Genomic DNA, 20,358 nt, shown 5'->3' with positions numbered 1-20,358 from the left:
CATAGGCGGGGGCGGTACTTCACCATAATGGACATTATAAATGTCACCCAATTATAAACATGTTACAAGAGCTGAGAGGAGGAGAGCTGAGTGTTTAAAGAGTTATTGCACAAGGTAGTGGCCGGGCAAAATCTTAGCGAGTCGGAGGCCATGCAGGCTATGGAGCAGATTATGGACGGCCGGGCTACCCAGGCCCAGATTGCCGGGTTGCTCACTGCGCTCAAGTTGAAAGGGGAAACCACCTCCGAAATTACCGGGTTTGCCCGGGTGATGCGAAGTAAGGCAACACAGGTACCCTCCAGGCATCCTTTGCTGGTGGATACCTGTGGCACCGGCGGCGACGGGGCCAATACCTTCAATGTCTCTACAACTGCTGCACTGGTACTGGCCGGTGCAGGCGTCAAGGTGGCCAAACACGGCAATCGTTCTGTATCGAGCCGGTGCGGCAGCGCTGATGTGCTGGAGGCGCTTGGTGTGAATCTGGACCTGGAACCGGATGAAGTTGCGGCCTGTCTGGATGAAGTGGGGATGGCCTTTTTATACGCCCCGGCATTGCACGGGGCTATGAAATTTGCCGCCGGCCCGCGCCGGGAGCTGGGTTTCAGGACGGTGTTCAATATTCTGGGTCCACTGACCAACCCGGCCGGGGCCCGGGCCCAGGTGCTGGGGGTTTATAGCCCAACTTTGGTTCATGTAATGGCCGAGGTGCTTCTGCGTCTGGGGGCGGAGCGGGCTTTTGTGGTGCATGGTGCCGGTGGTTTGGATGAAATGTCCCCGGTTGGTCCCACCATAGTTGGTGAGGTTAATAACGGTAGTATTAAGGAATATACTGTTAATCCGCTGGATTACGGTTTTAGACAGGCTGCTGCGGAGCACCTGGCCGGTGGTTCCCCGGAAGAAAACGCAGTTATTGTAAGGCGCATTTTGGAAGGTGAAACGGGCCACCGCCGGGATGCGGTTTTAATGAATGCCGCCCTGGGTCTCATGGCATCCGGATTGGCTCATGATTTTGCCGCCGGTCTGGAACTGGCGGCCCGGAGTATTGATCAGGGATCGGCCCGGGAAAAACTACAGTCTATGATTACCTTTACCGCCGGGTGCCGGAAAGCCAGGGTGGCCGGGCTATGAGCATTATGACGGTATCTGTTGATGATAGCATTTTAGAACGGATATTGCAGCATAAAAGGGAGGAAGTAGTGGCAACCCGGCGACGGCTGCCACTGCGGGAAATAAAAGAACGGCTTAAAGATATGTTGTCATCGCCCCCGCCACAGCGCCGTGACTTTGCTGCTGCGCTGCGGCTACCCGGGCAGGTGGCGCTGATTGCCGAGGTAAAAAGGCAATCTCCATCCCGGGGGATTATTCAAGCGGATTTTAACCCGGCAGCTACAGTGCAGGCTTACCAGGATGCCGGGGTGGATGCTATTTCTATATTAACCGACAGGCGTTTTTTCGGCGGGGCACCGGAGTACCTGGGCGCGGCCCGGTCAATAACCAACCTGCCGTTATTGCGCAAGGACTTTATCATAACCGAATACCAGATTTATGAAACCCGGATGCTTGGCGCGGATGCTGTGCTGCTGCTGGCCGGGGTGCTGAAAGGCAATGCACTGGGCGAGTTTATAGGGCTGGCCCGGTCACTGGGCATGGAGGCATTGGTGGAGACTCGTACACCGGAAGAAATCAGGCAGGCTCTGGATAGTGGTGCGTTGATAATTGGCATTAATAACCGGGATTTGCGCACTTTCCAGGTGGATATTGGGGTAACGGCCGATCTGATTAAATATATTGATCAACCCGGTACTATCGTAGTTAGTGAAAGTGGCATTAAAACTCGAGCCGACGTGCAGCAGCTGGGTAACTGTGGGGTTGACGCAGTGCTGGTAGGCGAGGCGCTAATGGCCTCCGGTGATCAGCGCCAGGGTGTAGCCCGGCTGCGGGGGGTAACAGCGCTGCCTCGGAAAGAACAGTGCGGCTTGGAGGACAGCCGGGGGGTGGCGGGCGTATGAAAGCAAACCGGCGCTGGCGGTTGAAATCCGGCAAATTCTTAACTCGCCTGTCTTTCAGGGGCTTGGGATTTGAGGGCCGCCGGGTACGGGTAAAAATCTGCGGCGTCTCTGATGCGGCCACCGCTCTGGCGGCAATAGAAGCCGGTGCGGATGCCCTGGGGTTTGTTTTTGCGGACAGTCGCCGCCGGGTAACACCGGAAATTGCCCGGGATATTATCCGGCAGCTGCCGCCTTTTGTAGCCCGGGTAGGGGTGTTTGTTGACACAGCGCCCGTTGAAATGGCTGATCTAGCTGCTTATTGTGGCCTTACTGCCATACAAATAAGCGGTGCTGATAATTTTGACGGTACCACTTCCGTAAATTCCGGCGACGGTCAAACAGACAGTAATGCATTACCCGGCTGTACCTTAGACTGTGCCCGGTGCTCAAAACAAACAATGGCTGACCCTGTTTACAGTGCTGCACCGAGTGGTCAAACTTTTTACTATAACTTGCCGGTAATAAAAACACTACGGGTCGGTGCAGGCAGGGCACTACCTGTGTGGCCCGGCTGCCAGGCCGCCGCCTTTTTATTTGATACCTACAAAAAAGACTCTTACGGGGGTACCGGGGAAACCTTTGATTGGCAGATACTGCAAAATATGAAGTGCCCCAAGCCGGTAATACTGGCGGGAGGGCTGACAGCCGCTAATGTTCAAAGTGCCATCAAGCTAGCCAAACCATACGCTGTGGACGTTTCCGGTGGGGTAGAATCTGATGGGCGCAAGGATGTACACAAAATAAAAGAGTTTATTTCACAGGCCAAGGGGGTTTTGATATGACCATGCCATCACCGGATAGATATACACAGCCCGATAAGATGCCCGATCCAAACGGTTATTACGGCCGCTTTGGCGGCAAATTTGTTCCCGAGACGCTGATGCCCGCACTGGAAGAATTAACCGAAGCCTATGAACAGGCTAAGTGGGATGCTCAATTCGATAAGGAGTATCAATATTACCTGGCTGATTATGCAGGTCGCCCCTCTCCACTGTACTTTGCCAGGGGGCTTACCGAGCATTTGGGCGGTGCCCGGATCTATCTAAAACGGGAGGACTTGAACCATACCGGGTCACATAAAATCAACAATACCATGGGTCAGGTGCTGCTGGCCCGGCGTATGGGCAAAAAACGCATCATTGCTGAGACGGGCGCGGGGCAGCATGGTGTGGCTACGGCAACTGTGGCGTCGATGTTCGGTCTCGAGTGCGCCGTATATATGGGTGAAGAGGATATCCGCCGCCAGTCGCTGAACGTTTTCCGCATGCGCCTGCTGGGCGCTCAGGTGGTGCCGGTAACCTCGGGCAGCAGAACGCTCAAGGATGCCATGAACGAGGCAATGCGGGATTGGGTAACTAATATTGGCACTAGCTATTACCTGATAGGATCGGTGGCCGGACCACATCCCTATCCCATGATGGTTAGGGATTTCCAGCGCATCATAGGCGTAGAGGCCCGACGTCAAATACACGAACAGACCGGGCGATTGCCTGACTATGTGCTGGCCTGTGTGGGCGGTGGCAGTAACTCCATGGGCATTTTCCATCCCTTCCTGGAAGATGAACAGGTAGCCCTGGTGGGCGTGGAGGCGGCCGGGCACGGTTTGGATACGCCGCTGCATGCCTCTACACTTACCCGGGGTAAGCCGGGAGTGCTGCATGGCTCGCTAAGTTACCTGCTCCAGGACAGCGATGGCCAGGTCGTTCCGGTGCACTCTATTTCCGCCGGGCTTGATTACCCCGGGGTGGGTCCAGAGCACAGTTACCTCAAGGAAATAGGCCGGGCCGGGTATATTACTGCCACTGACCGGGAGGCTCTTGAAGCATTTAAAATACTCTGCCGCACCGAGGGCATTATACCAGCTCTGGAAAGCGCCCACGCTTTGGCGGCGGCCATAAGCATGGCCCCGCAATTGTCCCGGGATAACATTATGCTGGTTAATCTTTCCGGGCGCGGCGATAAAGATGTGCATACTGTGGCAGCTGAAATGGGGGTGTCCATAGATGAATAAAAACTCATACGGCAGCCGGATAGAAAAGAAATTAAGGACCGTACTGGACCGGGGCGGTAAAGGGCTGGTTGCATATATTACCGCAGGTGACCCGAATCTCGATGCCACGGTGGAACTGGCGGTAGCTATGGATGAGGCCGGAGCTGATGTGCTGGAGCTTGGGGTGCCCTTCTCCGACCCGGTGGCCGACGGCCCGGCCATTCAAGCGGCTTCCCAGCGGGCGCTGGCCGGCGGTGTCAAGGTGCAAGGTATCATCAAGGCAGTGGAGCGAATCCGGCGTCATAGTGACATACCCCTGGTGCTGATGACCTACTATAACCCGGTTTACCAGTATGGCGTGGAACAGTTCGCCGCTGATGTGGCCCGGGCAGGCGGTGACGGTTTAATCCTGCCGGATTTGCCGCCCGAAGAATCCGGGGCGCTGCTGCAGGCTACAGATAGACATGGTGTTGATTTGATACCGCTGGTTACTCCCAATACTCCGGAAAGGCGGCTGCCGTTGATTTGTCAGCGTGCCGGGGGATTTATCTACTGCGTGTCCGTGACCGGGGTTACCGGGGAACGTGCAAGCATCGCTACTGATTTTTCTGCTATGACCAACGGGGTACGCAGGCATAGCGATCTACCCGTGGCTGTGGGGTTCGGTATCGCCCGCCCCGGCCAGGCCGCCGGTGTGGCCCGGCACTGTGATGCAGTGGTTGTGGGGAGTGCACTGGTAAATATCATTGCCCAACATGCCGGTGCACCCGAAATGGTCAAATCGGTTTGCCTGCGGGTGCGGGATATAAAAAATGCCCTGACCGGGCCGGAGGTGAGCGATGTTGCCGCCGTATAAACTAGTAAGCAGGGAGAATAAGCCGGACTATACCGTGGTGCGGGTTGGGGACTGTCTGATTGGCGGGGAAACCCCGGTGGTGATCGCCGGGCCATGCGCCGTGGAGGAAGAGAAAATGCTGGTTGAACTGGCCCGCCAGCTGAAGCGGATGGGCGTTCAGGTGCTCCGGGGCGGCGCTTACAAGCCCCGCACTTCGCCCTATTCGTTCCAGGGTTTGGGCGCCGACGGGTTGCGTATTCTGGCCGAAGCCGGGCGGGCAGCCGGTATGCCGGTGATTACCGAATTGACGGATGTGCGCTATCTGCCGGAGGTTTGTCGCTATGCCCAGATTATCCAAATCGGCAGCCGGAACATGCAGAATTTCGAGCTGTTAAAAGAAGTGGGCCGGGTCGGTTATCCCGTGCTGCTCAAGCGAGGCCTTTCCGCCACTTTGGAAGAATGGCTGCTGGCTGCGGAATATATACTTGCCGAGGGCAACCCTGAGGTTATTTTGTGCGAGCGGGGTATTCGAGGCTTTGAAACCTATACTCGGAATACCTTTGACATCAATGCAGTGGCGGCGGTGAAAAACCTATCCCACCTGCCTCTGATCGCCGACCCCAGCCACGGCACCGGCCGCCGGGAGTTAGTATTACCCGTAGCCCGGGCCGCTTTGGCCGCCGGGGCCAACGGCCTGATGCTGGAGGTGCACCCGGCACCGGAGAACGCTCTTTCCGACGGGCCGCAGTCGCTGCCGCCCGGTGAACTGGCCGTATTTATGGAAGAATTGCGCGGTGCCGGGGTAGGGTGCTGCAGCGCACGGGTTAGCGCTTAGGTGTAGCGTATACGGTTGGGAAAATTTTGATATTCGGGTTATGAGTTCACTGAAGTTGAGAATGATTTCAATAGAATTTGAGAATATATATCAGGACCGGTCATCCCGGTCTTGTTTTTTTTTACTTATCTGCATGTACTAAAGCATTGGACAAATGTTGTAAGGTCCGCTATTAACTGGCTTATCTTGTGGGGAAACCGAATAGAGGAACATGCATAACGGTAAAGCCATAAGTCAGTTAATGACCCACACTGCGACTCAGGGATATAGACACTAATAATGGTGTTTAACCCGGTTTATAGATTCAAGTCTATTGACAAATATTTTACCATAATTTATTATTACCTAAAACACGTTATGTATTGTTATGTCTATTTAAGTTTTTTGTGTTAGGCAAATATTATCATGAGTAATTATGTTATATAATGTTATATATATTTATGTATAAATAAGCTAGTTAGTTGCTTACTCAGGTTTTAGCCAAGCACAAAAACCTTTATGCTTTTACAGCAGGTGAATTAATCCGCAAAGGGGTGTGATTTTGTATAGAAAGGAGAAAAGTTTGTTCAAGAAACGGGTGAGGAGGTAGGTAATAATGTGGAAAATCTATGACGAATTAATTGAGTCCGTGCCCCGGGACTTAATGGTAAGTGATTGTTGTGTTGGGCTTCATTGGATTCTGGTCAAATCAAAAACCACCGGTGTTGCCATGACACCAAAAGAAGGATGCGGTTTAAGCAGCATGGCTGGCGATATTGTGGGTATGAGTGTGCGAGAACTGGCGGGTTATATCAAATCGTGGAACAATTTAGAGGCGGCGGTTGCCCTGGCAGCGATCAATTCCGCTATTAATACCAAAGAACAGGTCGAGCGGATGACAAAGTGTTCCGTGACTAACCATCAACAAACAAATGCTTTTACATATTATAGCAATCTGTTGTCCGGCAAGAAAGTGGCGGTAATTGGGCGTTTTCCGGATTTGGATCAATTAAAGAATATATGTGAAATATCCGTACTTGAGCGGCGTCCCGGGCCTGATGATTTCCCCGACCCGGCCTGCGAATTCCTTTTGCCGCAGCAAGATTATGTTTTTATTACAGCTACTACGCTCATTAATAAAACCCTCCCGCGCCTGTTACAGCTGGCAGGAAAAAGCAAGGTGATCCTGGTGGGACCAAGTACGCCTTTAACTCCACGGCTATTTGCATATGGCATTTCGGCTTTGGCCGGCTCGGTGATAACTGATGCAAAGATATGGAGTTTTGTCCGGCAAGGTGGTGGCGGTATGGCCATATTTGAACACGGTTGTAATATGGTTAAAATATCAAGTTCAGAGATAAAAAATGTCTAATGAAATGATAGACGGGAAGATCAGCGAGGAATTGGGGAGGGCGAAAGGACTTAAAGCAAAAACGTTTAAACACTGGCATAAAGAAGTAATTCTCGTAGTTATAGCCCTTTTGATTTTTATACTTTCCTTCCCTCTTGGTAGGTATCCGGTGCCCTTGGACAATTTATTCTTGATTTTAGCCGCCAAAATATTTCCTATTACTCATACCTGGCCGGCTACTATGGATATTGTGGTATTTAATGTGAGGCTGCCAAGGATTTTTGCAGCTTTGCTGGTTGGAGCCGCCCTGGCTACTTCCGGGGCGGCCTACCAGGGCATGTTCAAAAACCCGCTGGTATCTCCAGACATTCTTGGGGCCTCTGCCGGTGCGGGGTTTGGAGCTGCCCTAGGTATTTATTTCTCACTCAATGTTTTCGGTATTCAACTATCAGCGTTTATTTTCAGCCTTATTGCCGTGATGCTTACTTATTTTATCAGTAGGAGGGTCCGGCTGGATCCTACGCTGGTGCTGGTTTTAACCGGGGTATTAGTGGGCACGATATTTAGCTCAGCCACGTCGTTAATCAAGTTCGTAGCCGATCCCTATGACAAACTTCCGGCCATTACCTTTTGGTTGATGGGCAGCCTGGCCGCCATAACACCTCAAGATGTATTGACAGGAATAATTCCCATTCTGCTGGGGGGGATACCCCTGTATATTTTGCGGTGGCGGCTGAATGTTTTATCCCTGGGTGAAGAAGAAGCTATGGCCATGGGACTGGAGACCGGAAGATTAAGGTTTATTGTCATTGTGTGTTCTACGCTTATGACCGCGGCCGCTGTATCAATTAGCGGTCTCGTCGGATGGGTGGGGTTGATCGTGCCGCATTGGGCACGCATGATTGTCGGTCCAAATTATAAAGTACTGCTGCCGACGTCAATTATTCTTGGAGGTGCCTATTTGCTGCTTGTTGATGATTTGGCCCGCTGCATGGCTTCTGTGGAGATTCCCCTGGGGATTCTTACCGCACTCATCGGGGCACCGTTTTTCTTTTACCTGTTGGTGTCCGGCAGGAAAGGATGGGAGTGAGCCCGACAGGATTATATAAGGTAGCTGGTAAAAGTTGGTCGGAGATTTTCCGCAAATAATTGAGGTAGGAGGAGAATAACTGATGAATAAGAAAAAAATCAGCTGCTTGCTCGGTTTGACGATCATCGTTCTGTTTGTATTAAGTCTCGCCGGGTGCGGCCGTACTGCTTCCACACCGGTCGGTCAGGATGAGGCAACACGTACGATTACAGATATGGCGGGGCGAACCGTAACTGTTCCCGCCACGATTCAGACGGCCTTTTCAACCAGCCCGGTGGGCACTATTGCGCTTTATGCGTTGTGTCCGGATAAAATGGTGGGGTGGAATTACGAATTGCGGCCCGACGAAAAAAAGTTTATTTTACCCGAGTACCAGTCTTTACCCAATCTGGGAGGATGGTATGCCAAGAACACCGGTAATACAGAGGAGTTATTGAAAATACAACCTGATGTGCTCATCAATATGGGCGCTATCAACAATACCGAGATTTCCAATGCCGATAAAATTCAGAAACAATTGGGGATACCGGTGGTTTTGATTGATGCTCCCGTGACGGGTATGGACAAGGCTCTGGAATTTATGGGGGACCTGCTTGACGAAAAAGCTCGTGCTCAAGAATTATCTGATTATTGCCGTAATACAATTGACGATGTTACAGCCAAAGCCGCCCAAATTCCCAGTGACCGGCGTGTCAGGGTATATTATGCGGAAGGCCCGAAAGGCTTGGAGACAGAACCGGATGGTTCAAGACATATTGAAACGCTGCAGGTGGTCGGTGGAATTAACGTGGCTGACGTTACTCAACAAGGAGCGGGAGGTATGAACGCGGGCATGACACCGGTTTCCATGGAACAGGTACTGTCATGGAATCCCGAGGTAATCCTGACCTGGCAAGAGAATCAGGGAGGATTCTATCAGGGGATTATGAGCGATCCGGCCTGGCAGGCAATTAAAGCTGTCCAACAACATCGTGTCTATCGAATTCCCAATGCGCCTTACAACTGGTTTGACAGGCCGCCCTCAATTAACCGGATTATCGGATTTAAATGGCTCGGCAATTTACTCTATCCCCAGGTGTTTAACTACGACATGGTGGCGGAGGTAAAAGACTTTTACAAGAAATTCTATCACTACACTCTTACTGATGAACAAGCGAAAGCACTACTGAGTCAAAAGGGCTAATTAACTTAACTGGATGGATATAGAAGTAATAGAACTTGATAAAGCAATCTTTTGGCTGTCCACTGTGTCATCCGGAAGATTTTAATAACCTCTTTGGCATGTTGTTCTAAAAGCATCCAAGAAGAAAGGTGATAGGAAACATGGATACAAAAATGAATGTTTGCGAATTTGATAATATTGCCCGGGAAGTTTTTGCCCCGATTTATCCTGTTATTGCGGAACAGATCAAACAGAAGACCGGTATTACCACCGGGAAGTGTTTGGATATTGGCTGCGGTGGCGGTTATTTAGGCATTGCCCTGGCCAGCATTACGGAACTCTATATTTATTTATTGGATAAATCACTGGAAATGCTAGAAATTGCTGCTAGCAACATTTCTGCCGCCGGGTTGAAAACAAGAATGCAAACTTTTTTTGCCGATGTTAAAAAAATCCCACTACCTGATCAATCCATCAATTTGATTATAAGCAGGGGTTCAATATTTTTTTGGGAAGACCAACAAAAGGCCTTTGAAGAAATATACCGGGTACTTGCTCCGGGGGGTGTTGCTTACATTGGCGGCGGTTTTGGTTCGGCGGAGCTTAAAAAGCAGATTGCTGCCAGAATGGAAAAAGATAATAAGAATTGGCGAGCAATGATGAATAAAAACATTGGAGAGAATGCCCCAGAAGCTTTCACTAAAATATTACAGAATACAAAAATAGCGTTTTTTGAAATAAACCGGGATGAAGCGGGGTTATGGATATTGATAAGGAGAAGAAGAGATGAAATGTAATATCTGTGAAAGAGGCTGCACCATTCCGGAAGGAAATACCGGGGCCTGTGGACTTTATAAAAACAACGGGGAAAATATAATTGAGCTCTTTCCCAATAAATACTTAACTGTATGCCCCATTTCCATTGAAACAATGCCTGTTTTGCACTTCTACCCGAGGGGGAAATTCCTGCAAATCAGCACTACGGGCTGTAATTTTAATTGTAGAGGCTGTTTTTCCACAGTTATTGCTAAGGAAATGGCCCCTACCAGTAAAGCCTTACGAGAATTATCTCCCCAACAGGTGGTGGATGAAGCAGTAAAAAATGAGTGCATTGGCATAGCCTTTTTACTTAACGATCCACTGGCATCACTTCCTACCTTTTTAAAAGTAGCCACCTTGGCCCAAAAAAACGGCTTATTGGTAGGTTGTTCCACAAATGCCTATTTTACTGAAACATCACTGGCCCAAATAACTCGTTATTTAGATTTTATCAATGTAGGTGTTAAGGGCTTGTCCCTCCGGGCATATCAAAATTGTGGCGGTGGTACGGTTCAGCCGGTTTTGAGAAATATTAAAAGGCTTTATCAAAGTGGTATCCATGTGGAAGTTTCTTGTATTTTGCAAAATAATAATATGGAAGAAGTATTGGAACTGGCCAAGAAATTAGCCAACATATCGCCGGAAATACCTTTACAACTAATGCGCTTTATACCTCTGGAAGGGGCTGACCCGGCTTTGGAGCCCTCCATCCGGTCTGCCGAAAATCTATATCAAAGTTTAAGAAAACATCTCAATTATGTATATCTCTTTAATTCACCCGGGACGGACTATCTCAATACATTCTGCCCCAATTGCGGGGAGGTTATCTTTAAAAGAGACTTTTACGGCCCGATGGGAGCAAAATTACTATTTTCCGAGTCTGATTCAGCCCGCAACAATATTTGCCCGCAATGCGGTTGGAAAATCCCCATAAAAGCACTGCCTGCGGAAATAAATTACCGGGAAGGTGATTTTCAGGGAGGCTACCCCTTTACCAGAGCACTGGAAATGGTGGAAGCAATCTTAATCACCATAGGCGTCACTGATATAAAACAAGTGGTACAGGTTTGGGAAAGTATGCTTGGCCAAAATGAACTGCAAAAATTACATCAAAGCATTCAAAACATTGGTTCATACCTTGAGGTAATCAGATATTTTGGCAAGTTGGTCCAGATGGAAGAAAAGGCCGCAGAACTGGTTGCTTATATAGAAGAAAAAATTTCTTTAATTAATATATCGTTACTTGCTGTTAAGAAAAAGCCCCGTGTATATTATGCCATGGGAAAACCGCTTTTTTGCCTGATGGGGAAGCGTTTCGAAAATCAGTTGGTTGAAGCAGCCGGGGGGATCAGTGTAAATAAAGAAATAGAATGTTCCGGCAGGCCCGGCAGTCGAATTTCTGTTGAGAAATTAAATGCCCTTAATCCGGATGTTATATTTATATCGGCTTTCCTATCCTCTTCCGTTGAGGATTTTTATGCGGAATGCTGTAAAGCCGGGATAAATGTTGGTGCGGTGAAGAACAAACGCATATATTCCCACCCCGCTCCCGGCTGGGATTTTGGCAGCCCCCGGTGGATCCTGGGTTTACTGTATATGGCCAATATGCTTCATCCGGAGGTATATCATTTTGATGTATGGGCGGAGGCAGCCAGGTTTTATAAACAATTTTATGGGTCGGATTTTTCCCTGGCGGAGATCAACCGCTCTTTCAGTAAGCCCAGCAACAAGTGGGAATGGCGAAACGACTGACTGGGGGAGCTTCCGTGAAGCTCCGCGCTTTATGGGATAGCCTGTTAACCAGGGAGGTATAGCCTTTGAAACTGGAGATTAAACATGCTTCATGCGGCTATGGTAAACAAAACGTTGTTGAGGATATATCCATCAAGCTGGAATCCGGGGAGATACTGTGTCTTCTGGGACCTAACGGGGTGGGAAAAACTACCTTATTTAAGACTATCCTGGGCTTTTTGAAACTGCGCAAGGGAAAGATTTTACTGGATGGTGAGAATGTGCATGGCTGGTCGCGCAGGCGCCTGGCCAAAGCGCTGGGGTATGTGCCTCAGGCTCATACCCCACCCTTTCCTTTTAAAGTAATTGATGTAGTGGTTATGGGCAGAACAGCTTACTTAGGCATAGCCGGGGCACCCTCTTTGGCCGATTTGGACATTGCTGAGGAAGCTTTAGATATCCTCAATGTTTCTTTCCTCAAAGACCGGATTTATACCGAAATCAGTGGTGGTGAGAGACAGATGGTGTTAATTGCCCGGGCGTTGGCCCAGCAACCGGAGATTCTTGTTATGGACGAGCCTACTTCCAATTTGGATTTTGGCAACCAAATCAGGGTGCTGGAGCAAATCAACCGTCTTTCCCAGAAGGGCTTGGGAGTAATTATGACCTCACATTTTCCGGATCATGCTTTTCTTTGTTCAACTAAGGTTGCCTTGATGCAAAGGAATAATGTTTTTACCGTAGGTAGTGTGGATGAAGTGATTACAGAGAAAAACTTAAAAGCAGCCTACGGTATCAACGTTAAAATAACCCATACGTGTAACAACAAAGGTGAGCCGATTAAAACCTGTATTCCTTTGCTTGCGGGATAAAGATAGAAGAAAACTGATAGGCTGCAATTTTAAAAATTTCTTTGCACAAAATATTCGGCGTTGCATAATATGATAGTGGCCACGCAGTACTGCACGCTCGGCCCCTGATTCGGCATTTGCCGATCGGGGGCCGAGCGCTTTTTTGTAAAAAATTTTAATCGGTTTTTTTAGGAAAAACAACTGGTAATGGATATAATTAATATTTTAAAAATTTTATGTTTTTTGGTAAAACAATTGTTTTTAAAATTTGATAGAATTAATTATAGTGTGTGTTTTAATTTAGCTTTACAGTAGTGATAAATGAGGAGGTATTGTATGGGTATTTACCAATTTGAGGGCAAAAAACCGTCCATCGGCAAGGGTACATATGTGCATCCTGATGCTACTATTATTGGAGATGTAACCATAGGAGAGGGTTGTTATATTGGACCCGGGGCCTGCATCCGGGGTGATTGGGGAGCGATTGTGATAGGTTCCGGCTCGAATATTCAAGAAAACTGCGTTATTCACGTTTTTCCCGGTGAAACGGCTTTGCTTGGGCCCAGGAGCCATATCGGGCATGGTTCGATATTACATACTCCCACCCTTGGGGAACATGTACTGGTGGGTATGGGGGCCATCATTATGGACTGGGCCGAAATAGGCGATGGGTGCTGCATAGGTGCCGGAGCGTTGGTTACCGAAAAAACCGTTATTCCTCCCAATAAGCTGGTGCTTGGGGTGCCGGCAAAAGTGGTTGCCGAGATATCCGATAAAATGCGGCAATCCCTTAATGATGCCACCGCCTATTATTTGGCCCTACCTCCACGTTGTCACCGGGGCATGGTTGAGGTGACACTGGAAGAGTGTCAAATTGATTAGCTAACTAATTTAGACGTTTTATAAATATATATCGTACTACAGAGTTTTTGTTTGCAGAGCTTTAGAAAACATCTTCGGGGAAGAATCACATTAGTATCAAGTGCAATGAGCTTTCAGCGAAGGGTGGGTTTATTTTATTGCCTCTGGAAAACATTACAGTATTGGATGTATCCAACTATTTTCCGGCTCCCTTTAGCGCAATTATGTTTTAATAATTTTCTTGATTAGCAATAATTTTCTTATTAGAGTGCTTAGGGGGTACTTTACCCTAGTAATATTGTAGTAAAAATAATTTACTGGTATATTAAATATATAACCGCAATAACTTAGGAGCAGTGTTTATGCTAACTTTAAAAGATATAGTCGTGGTAAGGGATAAAAAGACTATTCTGCAGATCGGCGATTTTCGGCTTGAGGAAGGGGAAAGGCTGGCAGTGATCGGCCCCAACGGGGCGGGCAAGAGCACTTTTTTAAAGGTGCTTGCCTTACTGGAAACTCCCACGGCCGGGGAAATTTTTTTTCGGGGGGACAAAGTGACGGGTCAAAACAGCCTGACCTTTCGCAGGCGCATGGCTGTGGTGTTCCAGGAACCTCTGTTATTAAATACAACTGTTTTTAATAACGTGGCTCAGGGTATGCATTTCCGGGGCATTGCCGGGGTGGACAGGCAGCGCCGGGTTGATTACTGGCTGGATCGGTTTGGTATTACGGCCCTCCGTAATCGTAAGCCTTTGCACCTGTCCGGTGGCGAGGCACAGCGGGTCAGCCTGGCCCGTGCTTTTGTACTGGAACCCGAGGTTATTTTTTTGGACGAGCCTTTTTCGGCCCTTGACTTTTCTACACGTTTGGAACTTTTGGAGGATTTAGGCACACAGCTGGCCAATACCGGCAGCACCACAGTTTTTGTTACCCATGATTTTAACGAAATTCCCTATCTGACAGATAACGTGGCGGTAATAGATGCAGGTGCCATTGTATATAAAGGGGGGCTAAAAAGTTTGCTGGCGGGTGAAGTCGCTGTCCCGGCGGTTCAGCGTTTTCTTCGCCCGTTTAAAATGAGTGGGCAGTTGCTGGTTTAGTATTGGGCCATGGTCTTGCCAAGTTGGTAATTTTCTATTGACTGTAATATGCGATGATATATAATAAAGAAAAACCAATATACTAACTGGGGGAGCTCATTGTATGGGCTGAGAAAGGGCTGTAAGCACCTGACCCATGAACCTGAACGGGGTAATGCCCGCGTAGGAAAGGTATAAATGACAATCTTAAGCGCACCTGACCTGTGGGTGTGCTTTTTTATTTTAAGAAATGTGTATGAACAGGTTTTGGATAACCGTTTGGTTGTCCGGAGGCCGCCTTTTTTCTTATTAACCGCTATGATTGATTAGTGTTTTATGAAGGGAGACTAAAGTTATGAGCAAAATGCAAGTTCTTTTCCATGTTAATGAAACTGGAAGGTGGCCGAGGGTGCTTATCAATGTGCAAAATAAGGACGTGGGTTAGGGCTACGCTTATATAAAACCTTAACGGATGGTGAACAAATGCGTTGTGTTGTATTGACCGGGGGAACAGTAGATAATTTACAGTGGCTGGCCCGGGCTCTTGCCGGGGCTGACCGGTTGATTTGTGTCGACAGCGGGGCAAGGTATGCGGCTGCTTTGGGAATTGTCCCCCAAGTCATTGTAGGTGATATGGATTCCATAGACCAGTCTCTGCTGGAAAGTTTTTACCGGCAGGGCGTGGTTGTTAAGGAGTATCCCGCCGAAAAGGATGATACAGATACGGCTCTGGCCATAGCCGAAGCGCTGGCAGGCCCTCCGGATGAAGTGGTTATTTTAGGTGCCACGGGCACCCGCATGGACCATACCCTGGCCAATGTGCATCTATTGCGGGTCGCTTTTGAACACCATGTACCTGCCAGGATTATCAATGAATACAATGAAATCAGCCTGGTGGCACCGCAGCAACCCGCTGTTGTTGAGGGCCGGCCCGGTGATGTATTCTCACTGCTGCCCCTTACCGAGAAGGTCACCGGTGTGTGCGTGCATTGTGCCCGGTGGCCGCTAAAGGATGCCACCTTCAGCATAGGTAACCCATACGGTATAAGCAATCGGCTGGCCGGGGATAAGGCCGAGATAACCATTGCTTCTGGATTAATGTTGCTAATCAAAGTAAATTAACGCTTTGGCTTTGGTGCCGGGTGTTGAAAGTTGAAAGTTGAAAGACAAGCAAACCAATCTTAACGACAGGAGCTGATGCAAGGTGCCGTCGATTAATGTCAGTTTTCAGGTATTGCCCCAGGTACCTGATGGGGACAGCTATGCCGTGGTGGACAAAGCCATCGAAGTAGTACAGCAGTCCGGCGTCCCATATGAAGTAGGTCCCATGGAAACCACCATGGAAGGGGATCTGGATGAATTGCTGGAGATAGTGAAAAAAGCCCAGCAAGCATGCATCGACGCGGGGGCGCGCCGGGTAATGACGCTGGTCAAAATAGACTATGTACCCGAAGGCGTGACCATGGCGGAAAAAGTGGACAAATACAGGCCATGTCGCGGCTAAACCGCATAGGCGGTCATGTTGCAGCCGGTAATAGGCTATGGCCTGCACTGTTTTTTTTGCTGGCTTTCTTGGCTGTCTGGGAGGCCGGTGTGCGTGTTTTTGCCATCAAGCCATATCTGCTGCCGGCTCCCAGCCAGGTAATTATAACACTTGGGGACATGCTGCCGCTGCTGGCCAACCATTCCAAGAGCACTATACTGGCGGCGGTATCGGGACTGGCGGCGGCAGTTGCGGTGGCGCTGGTGCTTGCTGTGCTGATGGACCTGCACCCCTGGGTTCGGCAGGGGCTTTACCCGTTACTGGTGGTTTCCCAAACAGTGCCCATTATTTCCATTGCTCCGCTGTTTATTATCTGGTTTGGCTACGGTATTTTGCCCAAGGTGGTAGTGGTGGCGTTGGTTTGCTTTTTCCCCGTGGTGGTCAGTTTGGTGGAAGGTATGCAGTCTGCGGATGGGGATATGGTTAATTTGCTGCGGGTAATGGGTTATTCCCGCTGGCAGGTCATCAGGGTGGTGCGGTTTCCAGCAGCCTTGCCTTCCTTTTTTGCCGGTCTTAAAATTGCGGGCACTTATTCAGTCATGGGGGCGGTTATAGGCGAGTGGCTGGGCGCGGTAAGCGGTCTCGGGGTATTTATGACCAGGGCTACCCACGCTTATCAGCTGGACCGGGTTTTTGCCGCTATTTTTATTATTGTACTAGTTAGCTTGCTAATTTACACATTGATTGAATTGTTGGCCCGCCTGGTTATGCCCTGGTACTATAATGAAAGGAGAAATAATTAAAATGTTTAGAAAAATTACTGCCATTGCGTTACTGGTCGCAATGTTGATTGTTGCAGGCTGTTCTTCCGGCAGTGGTTCACCTGATCGAAATGACCGGACATCCGTTCCGGATAACCGGGAGCTGCAGCCCGTTACGGTAATGCTGGACTGGGTGCCCAATACCAATCACACCGGCCTTTATGTGGCCAGGGATAAGGGCTGGTATGCCGATGAGGGGCTGCAGGTGACTATTGTAGAGCCCACCCAGGGTGGTACCACCCAGCTGGTGGCTACCGGCAAGGCCCAGTTTGGGGTGAGTTATCAGGAAGACGTTACCCAGGCCCGGGCCAGTGATGTTCCGGTGGTATCCATTGCTGCGGTAATACAGCACAATACCTCTGGTTTTGCCTCCACAAAGGATAAAGGTATTACCAGCCCTCGCTTAATGGAGAACAAACGTTATGGTGGCTGGGGTTCACCCAGTGAGGAAGCTGTGCTCAAGGCAGTGGTGGAAAATGATGGCGGAGATTTCAGCAAGGTGCAAATATTGAACATCGGCTCGGCGGACTTTTTTACGGCTATTGAGCGGGACGTTGATTTTACCTGGATCTATTATGGTTGGACCGGAATAGAGGCTGAACAAAGGGGTCTAGATCTGAATTTCCTGGAACTTCGTGATTTCGAACCGGCACTGGATTACTATACTCCTGTTTTAATTACCAGCGAGCAATTGATTAAAGACAACCCCGAGCTGGTGAAAAAGTTTATGCGGGCCACGGCCAAAGGTTATACGCTGGCTATTGAACAGCCTGATGAAGCCGCCCGGATACTGCTGGAGGATGTGCCCGAGTTGGATGAGCAGCTGGTACTGGCCAGCCAGAAGTATTTGAGCCCGCGCTACCAGGATGACGCCGCCCGCTGGGGGGAACAAGATAACCAGGTGTGGGAGCGTTACGCCAAATGGATGCATCAGAATAATTTGCTGCCTGAAATAATTGATACCCACAAGGCTTTTACCAACGAATTTTTGCCTGAATAACCGGGTTGACAGCTGCGCCGTACGCCGGCAAAAAGTATTGTACATACCTGATGCATACAGGTAGCCTAACTTTGTTTTTTTAGCGCCGTGCGTTGCCTTTTATTTGACATGCACAATTGCTGTTGCGCAGCTGTTTTCAATTTTTACACCGTTACTGGCTGATTGGAGGCAAAAATGGTAGAGATATTTTTGGAGGGGGTGGCCAAGTCATTTCTGTTAAACGGTACGTCCCTGCCTGTTTTAGACAACGTAAGTTTGCAGGTGCTGGAGGGGGAGTTTGTCAGCCTCATTGGACCCAGCGGCTGTGGTAAAAGCACGCTTTTTAATATTATTTGCGGTTTAACTGCTCCCGATCGGGGACGGGTGCTGCTGGGTGATCAGTATGGGGTGCCTGCGGGGGAAGTAGTGGCCTATATGCCCCAGAAGGACTTGCTGTTGCCCTGGCGTACCGTATTGGACAATGTTATTTTGGCTCGCCGGGCCGTAGGAAGAGACCGGATAGCCGTGCAGCATGAGGCCAGGGAGTTAATGCCGCTTTTTGGGCTTGCCGGTTTTGAAAACTGTTACCCTGCTGAACTTTCCGGCGGCATGCGCCAGCGGGCCGCACTGATGCGTACTGTGTTGGCAAGGCGGCGGGTGCTACTTTTGGACGAACCCCTGGGAGCACTGGACGCCATAACCCGTACCCGTATGCAGCAGTGGCTGCTTAAAGTCTGGAATAATTTCAAGCAGGCAGTTTTATTTGTTACCCATGATATTGACGAGGCGATTTTTCTGTCGGACCGGGTATACGTGCTTACTCCCAGGCCTGCCAGGGTATGCATGCACCTGCCGGTACGCCTGCCCAGGCCGCGGCGCGCTGAATTATTTACCGCCCCCGATTTTCTGGCTCTGAAAAGAAAAATTATGTGTGCTTTACAGGTGAAGTAATGAGTGTAATAATCCTCTAACAACTTACACTTAAAGTCCCGAAATATTAAACTTTACTACGTTCCTCAATCAGCCTGCGCAGGCTGGCGGTAAACCGCTGGTCATCCTCGGGTGTACGTTTGCGCGGTCCCCTGGTGCGTCTACCACCCCGGCGCAGCTTGGCTTTGGTTTCCCTTTCCTCCAACAAAAACACAATGGTCTCTTTGCGGTATATTTTGCCGCTTGGTGCTATGCCCGCGGCTCCCTTACCAAGCACCATGGCGGCCAGGCCGCCGTCCTGGGTAACCACAATATCGCCCCTGGCGGTCATATTCATAACGGCTATATCGGTTTCCTGGGAGGCATTGCCCACCGTGGTATGGTGGTCGGAGATGATATTATGGTTGAAGCTGGCTACAGTGTACAGGGGAATTTGATAATCCCCGGCCAAAAGGGAGCAGATTTGCAGTACATTTTTCGGGCAGGCATCGGCATCAACTATAATTTTCATTGTACAAGCCTTTCTTTAATCCTCGCGGACTTCGTGGTAGGCCAGGCCAATAAGGCCCCGACCCGTGTGGACCACCATTACAGGGCTTAATTGGCAAAACATAGCATTATTTATATTTATGTCCTTTATATCTAATATTTTGTCCAAAAGTGCTGCCGCTTCTTCCCGGGCATCGCCATGGGCTACGGCCAGGTTTATTTTTTTACCCGCTGTCTGTTCCTTTAAAATATCCACCAGTTTGTTGATTGATTTTTTTCTGCCCCGGGCTTTGCAGTAGCTATAATACTTACCTTCGTTGTTGATGGATATAATTGGTTTTATATCTAAAATCTGACCCACTGTGCTTTCTACATAACCAATACGTCCACCTCTCTTCAGATATTCCAAAGTTTTTACTACAAAGAAAACTTTTACGTCTTTTTGCATTTCATGTAACCGGGCAACAATTTTTTCAAAATGTAAACCCCGTTTAATGCAGCGGCTGGCCTCTTGCACCAGAAAACCCAGAGCAACTGAAAGTGCTTTGGAATCTATGACTTCCACTTTAATTTGATTAAACTGCCTGGCCATCATTTTAACTGTTGCATAAGTGCCGCTTAGCCCACTGGAAATGTGAATGGCTATGGCGTGTGTAAAACCTTGATTCCGGAGCTTTTCAAACAGTGACCGGGTATCCTCCGGAGATGGTTGTGAAGTGGTGGGTACTTCCCGTTTAAGATTGTCGTATACTTCCTGGGGCTGTATTTCCAATCTATCAGCAAAAACCCGGTCCTTGTAAATAATTTTTAAAGGCAGTATCCAGGCATTAAGGTTATGTAATATTTCATCTGGCAGATCGCAGGTGCTGTCGGTTACTAGAGCAATTTTTTCTGCAAGCATTAATTTCCCCCATTTTTCATACATTTTCCCGTTATAATTTCGTTATGGCTTTATGCTTTACCTTTTACTTTTAAATAATTTTAAAATTCAGGTCAAAACATAAATATCAGCTTATTAGATTAAG

At 48.9% G+C, this 20,358-nt stretch carries 21 protein-coding genes and 1 riboswitch; of the genes, 19 read left to right on the top strand and 2 right to left on the bottom strand.

The window, feature by feature from the left end:
- Positions 1 to 90: 90 nt before the first annotated feature.
- The 19 genes from trpD to DESGI_RS17860 all read left to right on the top strand — a co-directional run bounded on the left by trpD (position 91) and on the right by DESGI_RS17860 (position 18,865).
- Positions 91 to 1,128, top strand: coding sequence for an anthranilate phosphoribosyltransferase (gene trpD, locus DESGI_RS17950; RefSeq protein ID WP_006520490.1), 1,038 nt, complete (start codon positions 91 to 93; stop codon positions 1,126 to 1,128).
- Positions 1,125 to 2,009 (top strand): indole-3-glycerol phosphate synthase TrpC, encoded by an 885-nt coding sequence (trpC, locus tag DESGI_RS17945; protein ID WP_006520489.1) that lies wholly within the window; start codon positions 1,125 to 1,127, stop codon positions 2,007 to 2,009. Before trpD ends, trpC begins: the two co-directional genes overlap by 4 nt.
- On the top strand, positions 2,006 to 2,830 hold the full coding sequence (locus tag DESGI_RS17940) for a phosphoribosylanthranilate isomerase (protein WP_006520488.1): 825 nt from the start codon (positions 2,006 to 2,008) through the stop codon (positions 2,828 to 2,830). Before trpC ends, DESGI_RS17940 begins: the two co-directional genes overlap by 4 nt.
- Positions 2,827 to 4,059, top strand: coding sequence for a tryptophan synthase subunit beta (trpB, locus tag DESGI_RS17935; protein ID WP_006520487.1), 1,233 nt, complete (start codon positions 2,827 to 2,829; stop codon positions 4,057 to 4,059). The genes DESGI_RS17940 and trpB overlap by 4 nt, the downstream gene beginning before the upstream one ends.
- Positions 4,052 to 4,894, top strand: coding sequence for a tryptophan synthase subunit alpha (gene trpA / locus DESGI_RS17930; protein WP_006520486.1), 843 nt, complete (start codon positions 4,052 to 4,054; stop codon positions 4,892 to 4,894). Before trpB ends, trpA begins: the two co-directional genes overlap by 8 nt.
- Entirely contained in the window at positions 4,878 to 5,708 is an 831-nt protein-coding gene (gene aroF / locus DESGI_RS17925) for a 3-deoxy-7-phosphoheptulonate synthase (protein ID WP_006520485.1), read from the top strand. The genes trpA and aroF overlap by 17 nt, the downstream gene beginning before the upstream one ends.
- A 595-nt stretch (positions 5,709 to 6,303) precedes the next feature.
- Positions 6,304 to 7,059, top strand: coding sequence for a DUF364 domain-containing protein (locus tag DESGI_RS17920; protein ID WP_006520484.1), 756 nt, complete (start codon positions 6,304 to 6,306; stop codon positions 7,057 to 7,059).
- Positions 7,052 to 8,128 (top strand): FecCD family ABC transporter permease, encoded by a 1,077-nt coding sequence (locus DESGI_RS17915; protein WP_006520483.1) that lies wholly within the window; start codon positions 7,052 to 7,054, stop codon positions 8,126 to 8,128. The genes DESGI_RS17920 and DESGI_RS17915 overlap by 8 nt, the downstream gene beginning before the upstream one ends.
- Positions 8,129 to 8,210: 82 nt before the next feature.
- Positions 8,211 to 9,311 carry an ABC transporter substrate-binding protein gene (locus DESGI_RS17910; protein WP_006520482.1) on the top strand — a complete coding sequence of 367 codons (1,101 nt, stop codon included), beginning with the start codon at positions 8,211 to 8,213 and terminating at the stop codon, positions 9,309 to 9,311.
- 140 nt (positions 9,312 to 9,451) lie between these two features.
- A complete protein-coding gene (locus DESGI_RS17905; protein WP_157872806.1) occupies positions 9,452 to 10,087 on the top strand; it encodes a class I SAM-dependent methyltransferase in 636 nt (211 codons plus the stop codon).
- On the top strand, positions 10,077 to 11,861 hold the full coding sequence (locus DESGI_RS17900) for a radical SAM protein (RefSeq protein WP_006520480.1): 1,785 nt from the start codon (positions 10,077 to 10,079) through the stop codon (positions 11,859 to 11,861). Before DESGI_RS17905 ends, DESGI_RS17900 begins: the two co-directional genes overlap by 11 nt.
- A gap of 65 nt (positions 11,862 to 11,926) precedes the next feature.
- Entirely contained in the window at positions 11,927 to 12,712 is a 786-nt protein-coding gene (locus DESGI_RS17895) for an ABC transporter ATP-binding protein (protein ID WP_006520479.1), read from the top strand.
- Positions 12,713 to 13,027: 315 nt separating this feature from the next.
- On the top strand, positions 13,028 to 13,573 hold the full coding sequence (locus DESGI_RS17890; protein ID WP_006520478.1) for a gamma carbonic anhydrase family protein: 546 nt from the start codon (positions 13,028 to 13,030) through the stop codon (positions 13,571 to 13,573).
- A gap of 341 nt (positions 13,574 to 13,914) precedes the next feature.
- Positions 13,915 to 14,652 carry an ABC transporter ATP-binding protein gene (locus DESGI_RS17885; RefSeq protein ID WP_006520477.1) on the top strand — a complete coding sequence of 246 codons (738 nt, stop codon included), beginning with the start codon at positions 13,915 to 13,917 and terminating at the stop codon, positions 14,650 to 14,652.
- Positions 14,653 to 14,730: 78 nt separating this feature from the next.
- A riboswitch (TPP riboswitch) is annotated at positions 14,731 to 14,838 on the top strand.
- Positions 14,839 to 15,114: 276 nt separating this feature from the next.
- Positions 15,115 to 15,753, top strand: coding sequence for a thiamine diphosphokinase (locus DESGI_RS17880; RefSeq protein WP_006520476.1), 639 nt, complete (start codon positions 15,115 to 15,117; stop codon positions 15,751 to 15,753).
- A gap of 82 nt (positions 15,754 to 15,835) precedes the next feature.
- Entirely contained in the window at positions 15,836 to 16,135 is a 300-nt protein-coding gene (locus tag DESGI_RS17875; protein WP_006520475.1) for a thiamine-binding protein, read from the top strand.
- Positions 16,123 to 16,917 carry an ABC transporter permease gene (locus DESGI_RS17870; RefSeq protein ID WP_006520474.1) on the top strand — a complete coding sequence of 265 codons (795 nt, stop codon included), beginning with the start codon at positions 16,123 to 16,125 and terminating at the stop codon, positions 16,915 to 16,917. The genes DESGI_RS17875 and DESGI_RS17870 overlap by 13 nt, the downstream gene beginning before the upstream one ends.
- A gap of 1 nt (position 16,918) precedes the next feature.
- Positions 16,919 to 17,935: an ABC transporter substrate-binding protein gene (locus DESGI_RS17865; protein ID WP_006520473.1), complete on the top strand. Its 1,017-nt coding sequence runs from the start codon at positions 16,919 to 16,921 to the stop codon at positions 17,933 to 17,935.
- 174 nt (positions 17,936 to 18,109) lie between these two features.
- Positions 18,110 to 18,865 (top strand): ABC transporter ATP-binding protein, encoded by a 756-nt coding sequence (locus DESGI_RS17860; RefSeq protein WP_006520472.1) that lies wholly within the window; start codon positions 18,110 to 18,112, stop codon positions 18,863 to 18,865.
- A 46-nt stretch (positions 18,866 to 18,911) separates the two neighbouring features.
- Here the strand turns inward: DESGI_RS17860 and DESGI_RS17855 are convergent, their stop codons facing one another.
- Positions 18,912 to 19,355: a YaiI/YqxD family protein gene (locus DESGI_RS17855; protein ID WP_006520471.1), complete on the bottom strand. Its 444-nt coding sequence runs from the start codon at positions 19,353 to 19,355 to the stop codon at positions 18,912 to 18,914.
- A 15-nt stretch (positions 19,356 to 19,370) separates the two neighbouring features.
- Positions 19,371 to 20,234 (bottom strand): DegV family protein, encoded by an 864-nt coding sequence (locus tag DESGI_RS17850; RefSeq protein WP_006520470.1) that lies wholly within the window; start codon positions 20,232 to 20,234, stop codon positions 19,371 to 19,373.
- Positions 20,235 to 20,358 lie beyond the last annotated feature (124 nt).

Source organism: Desulfoscipio gibsoniae DSM 7213 (assembly GCF_000233715.2).
Lineage (GTDB): Bacteria > Bacillota > Desulfotomaculia > Desulfotomaculales > Desulfallaceae > Sporotomaculum > Sporotomaculum gibsoniae.
Note: the sequence above shows the minus strand (reverse complement) of the source record. Positions and strands in the feature narration are given on the sequence as shown.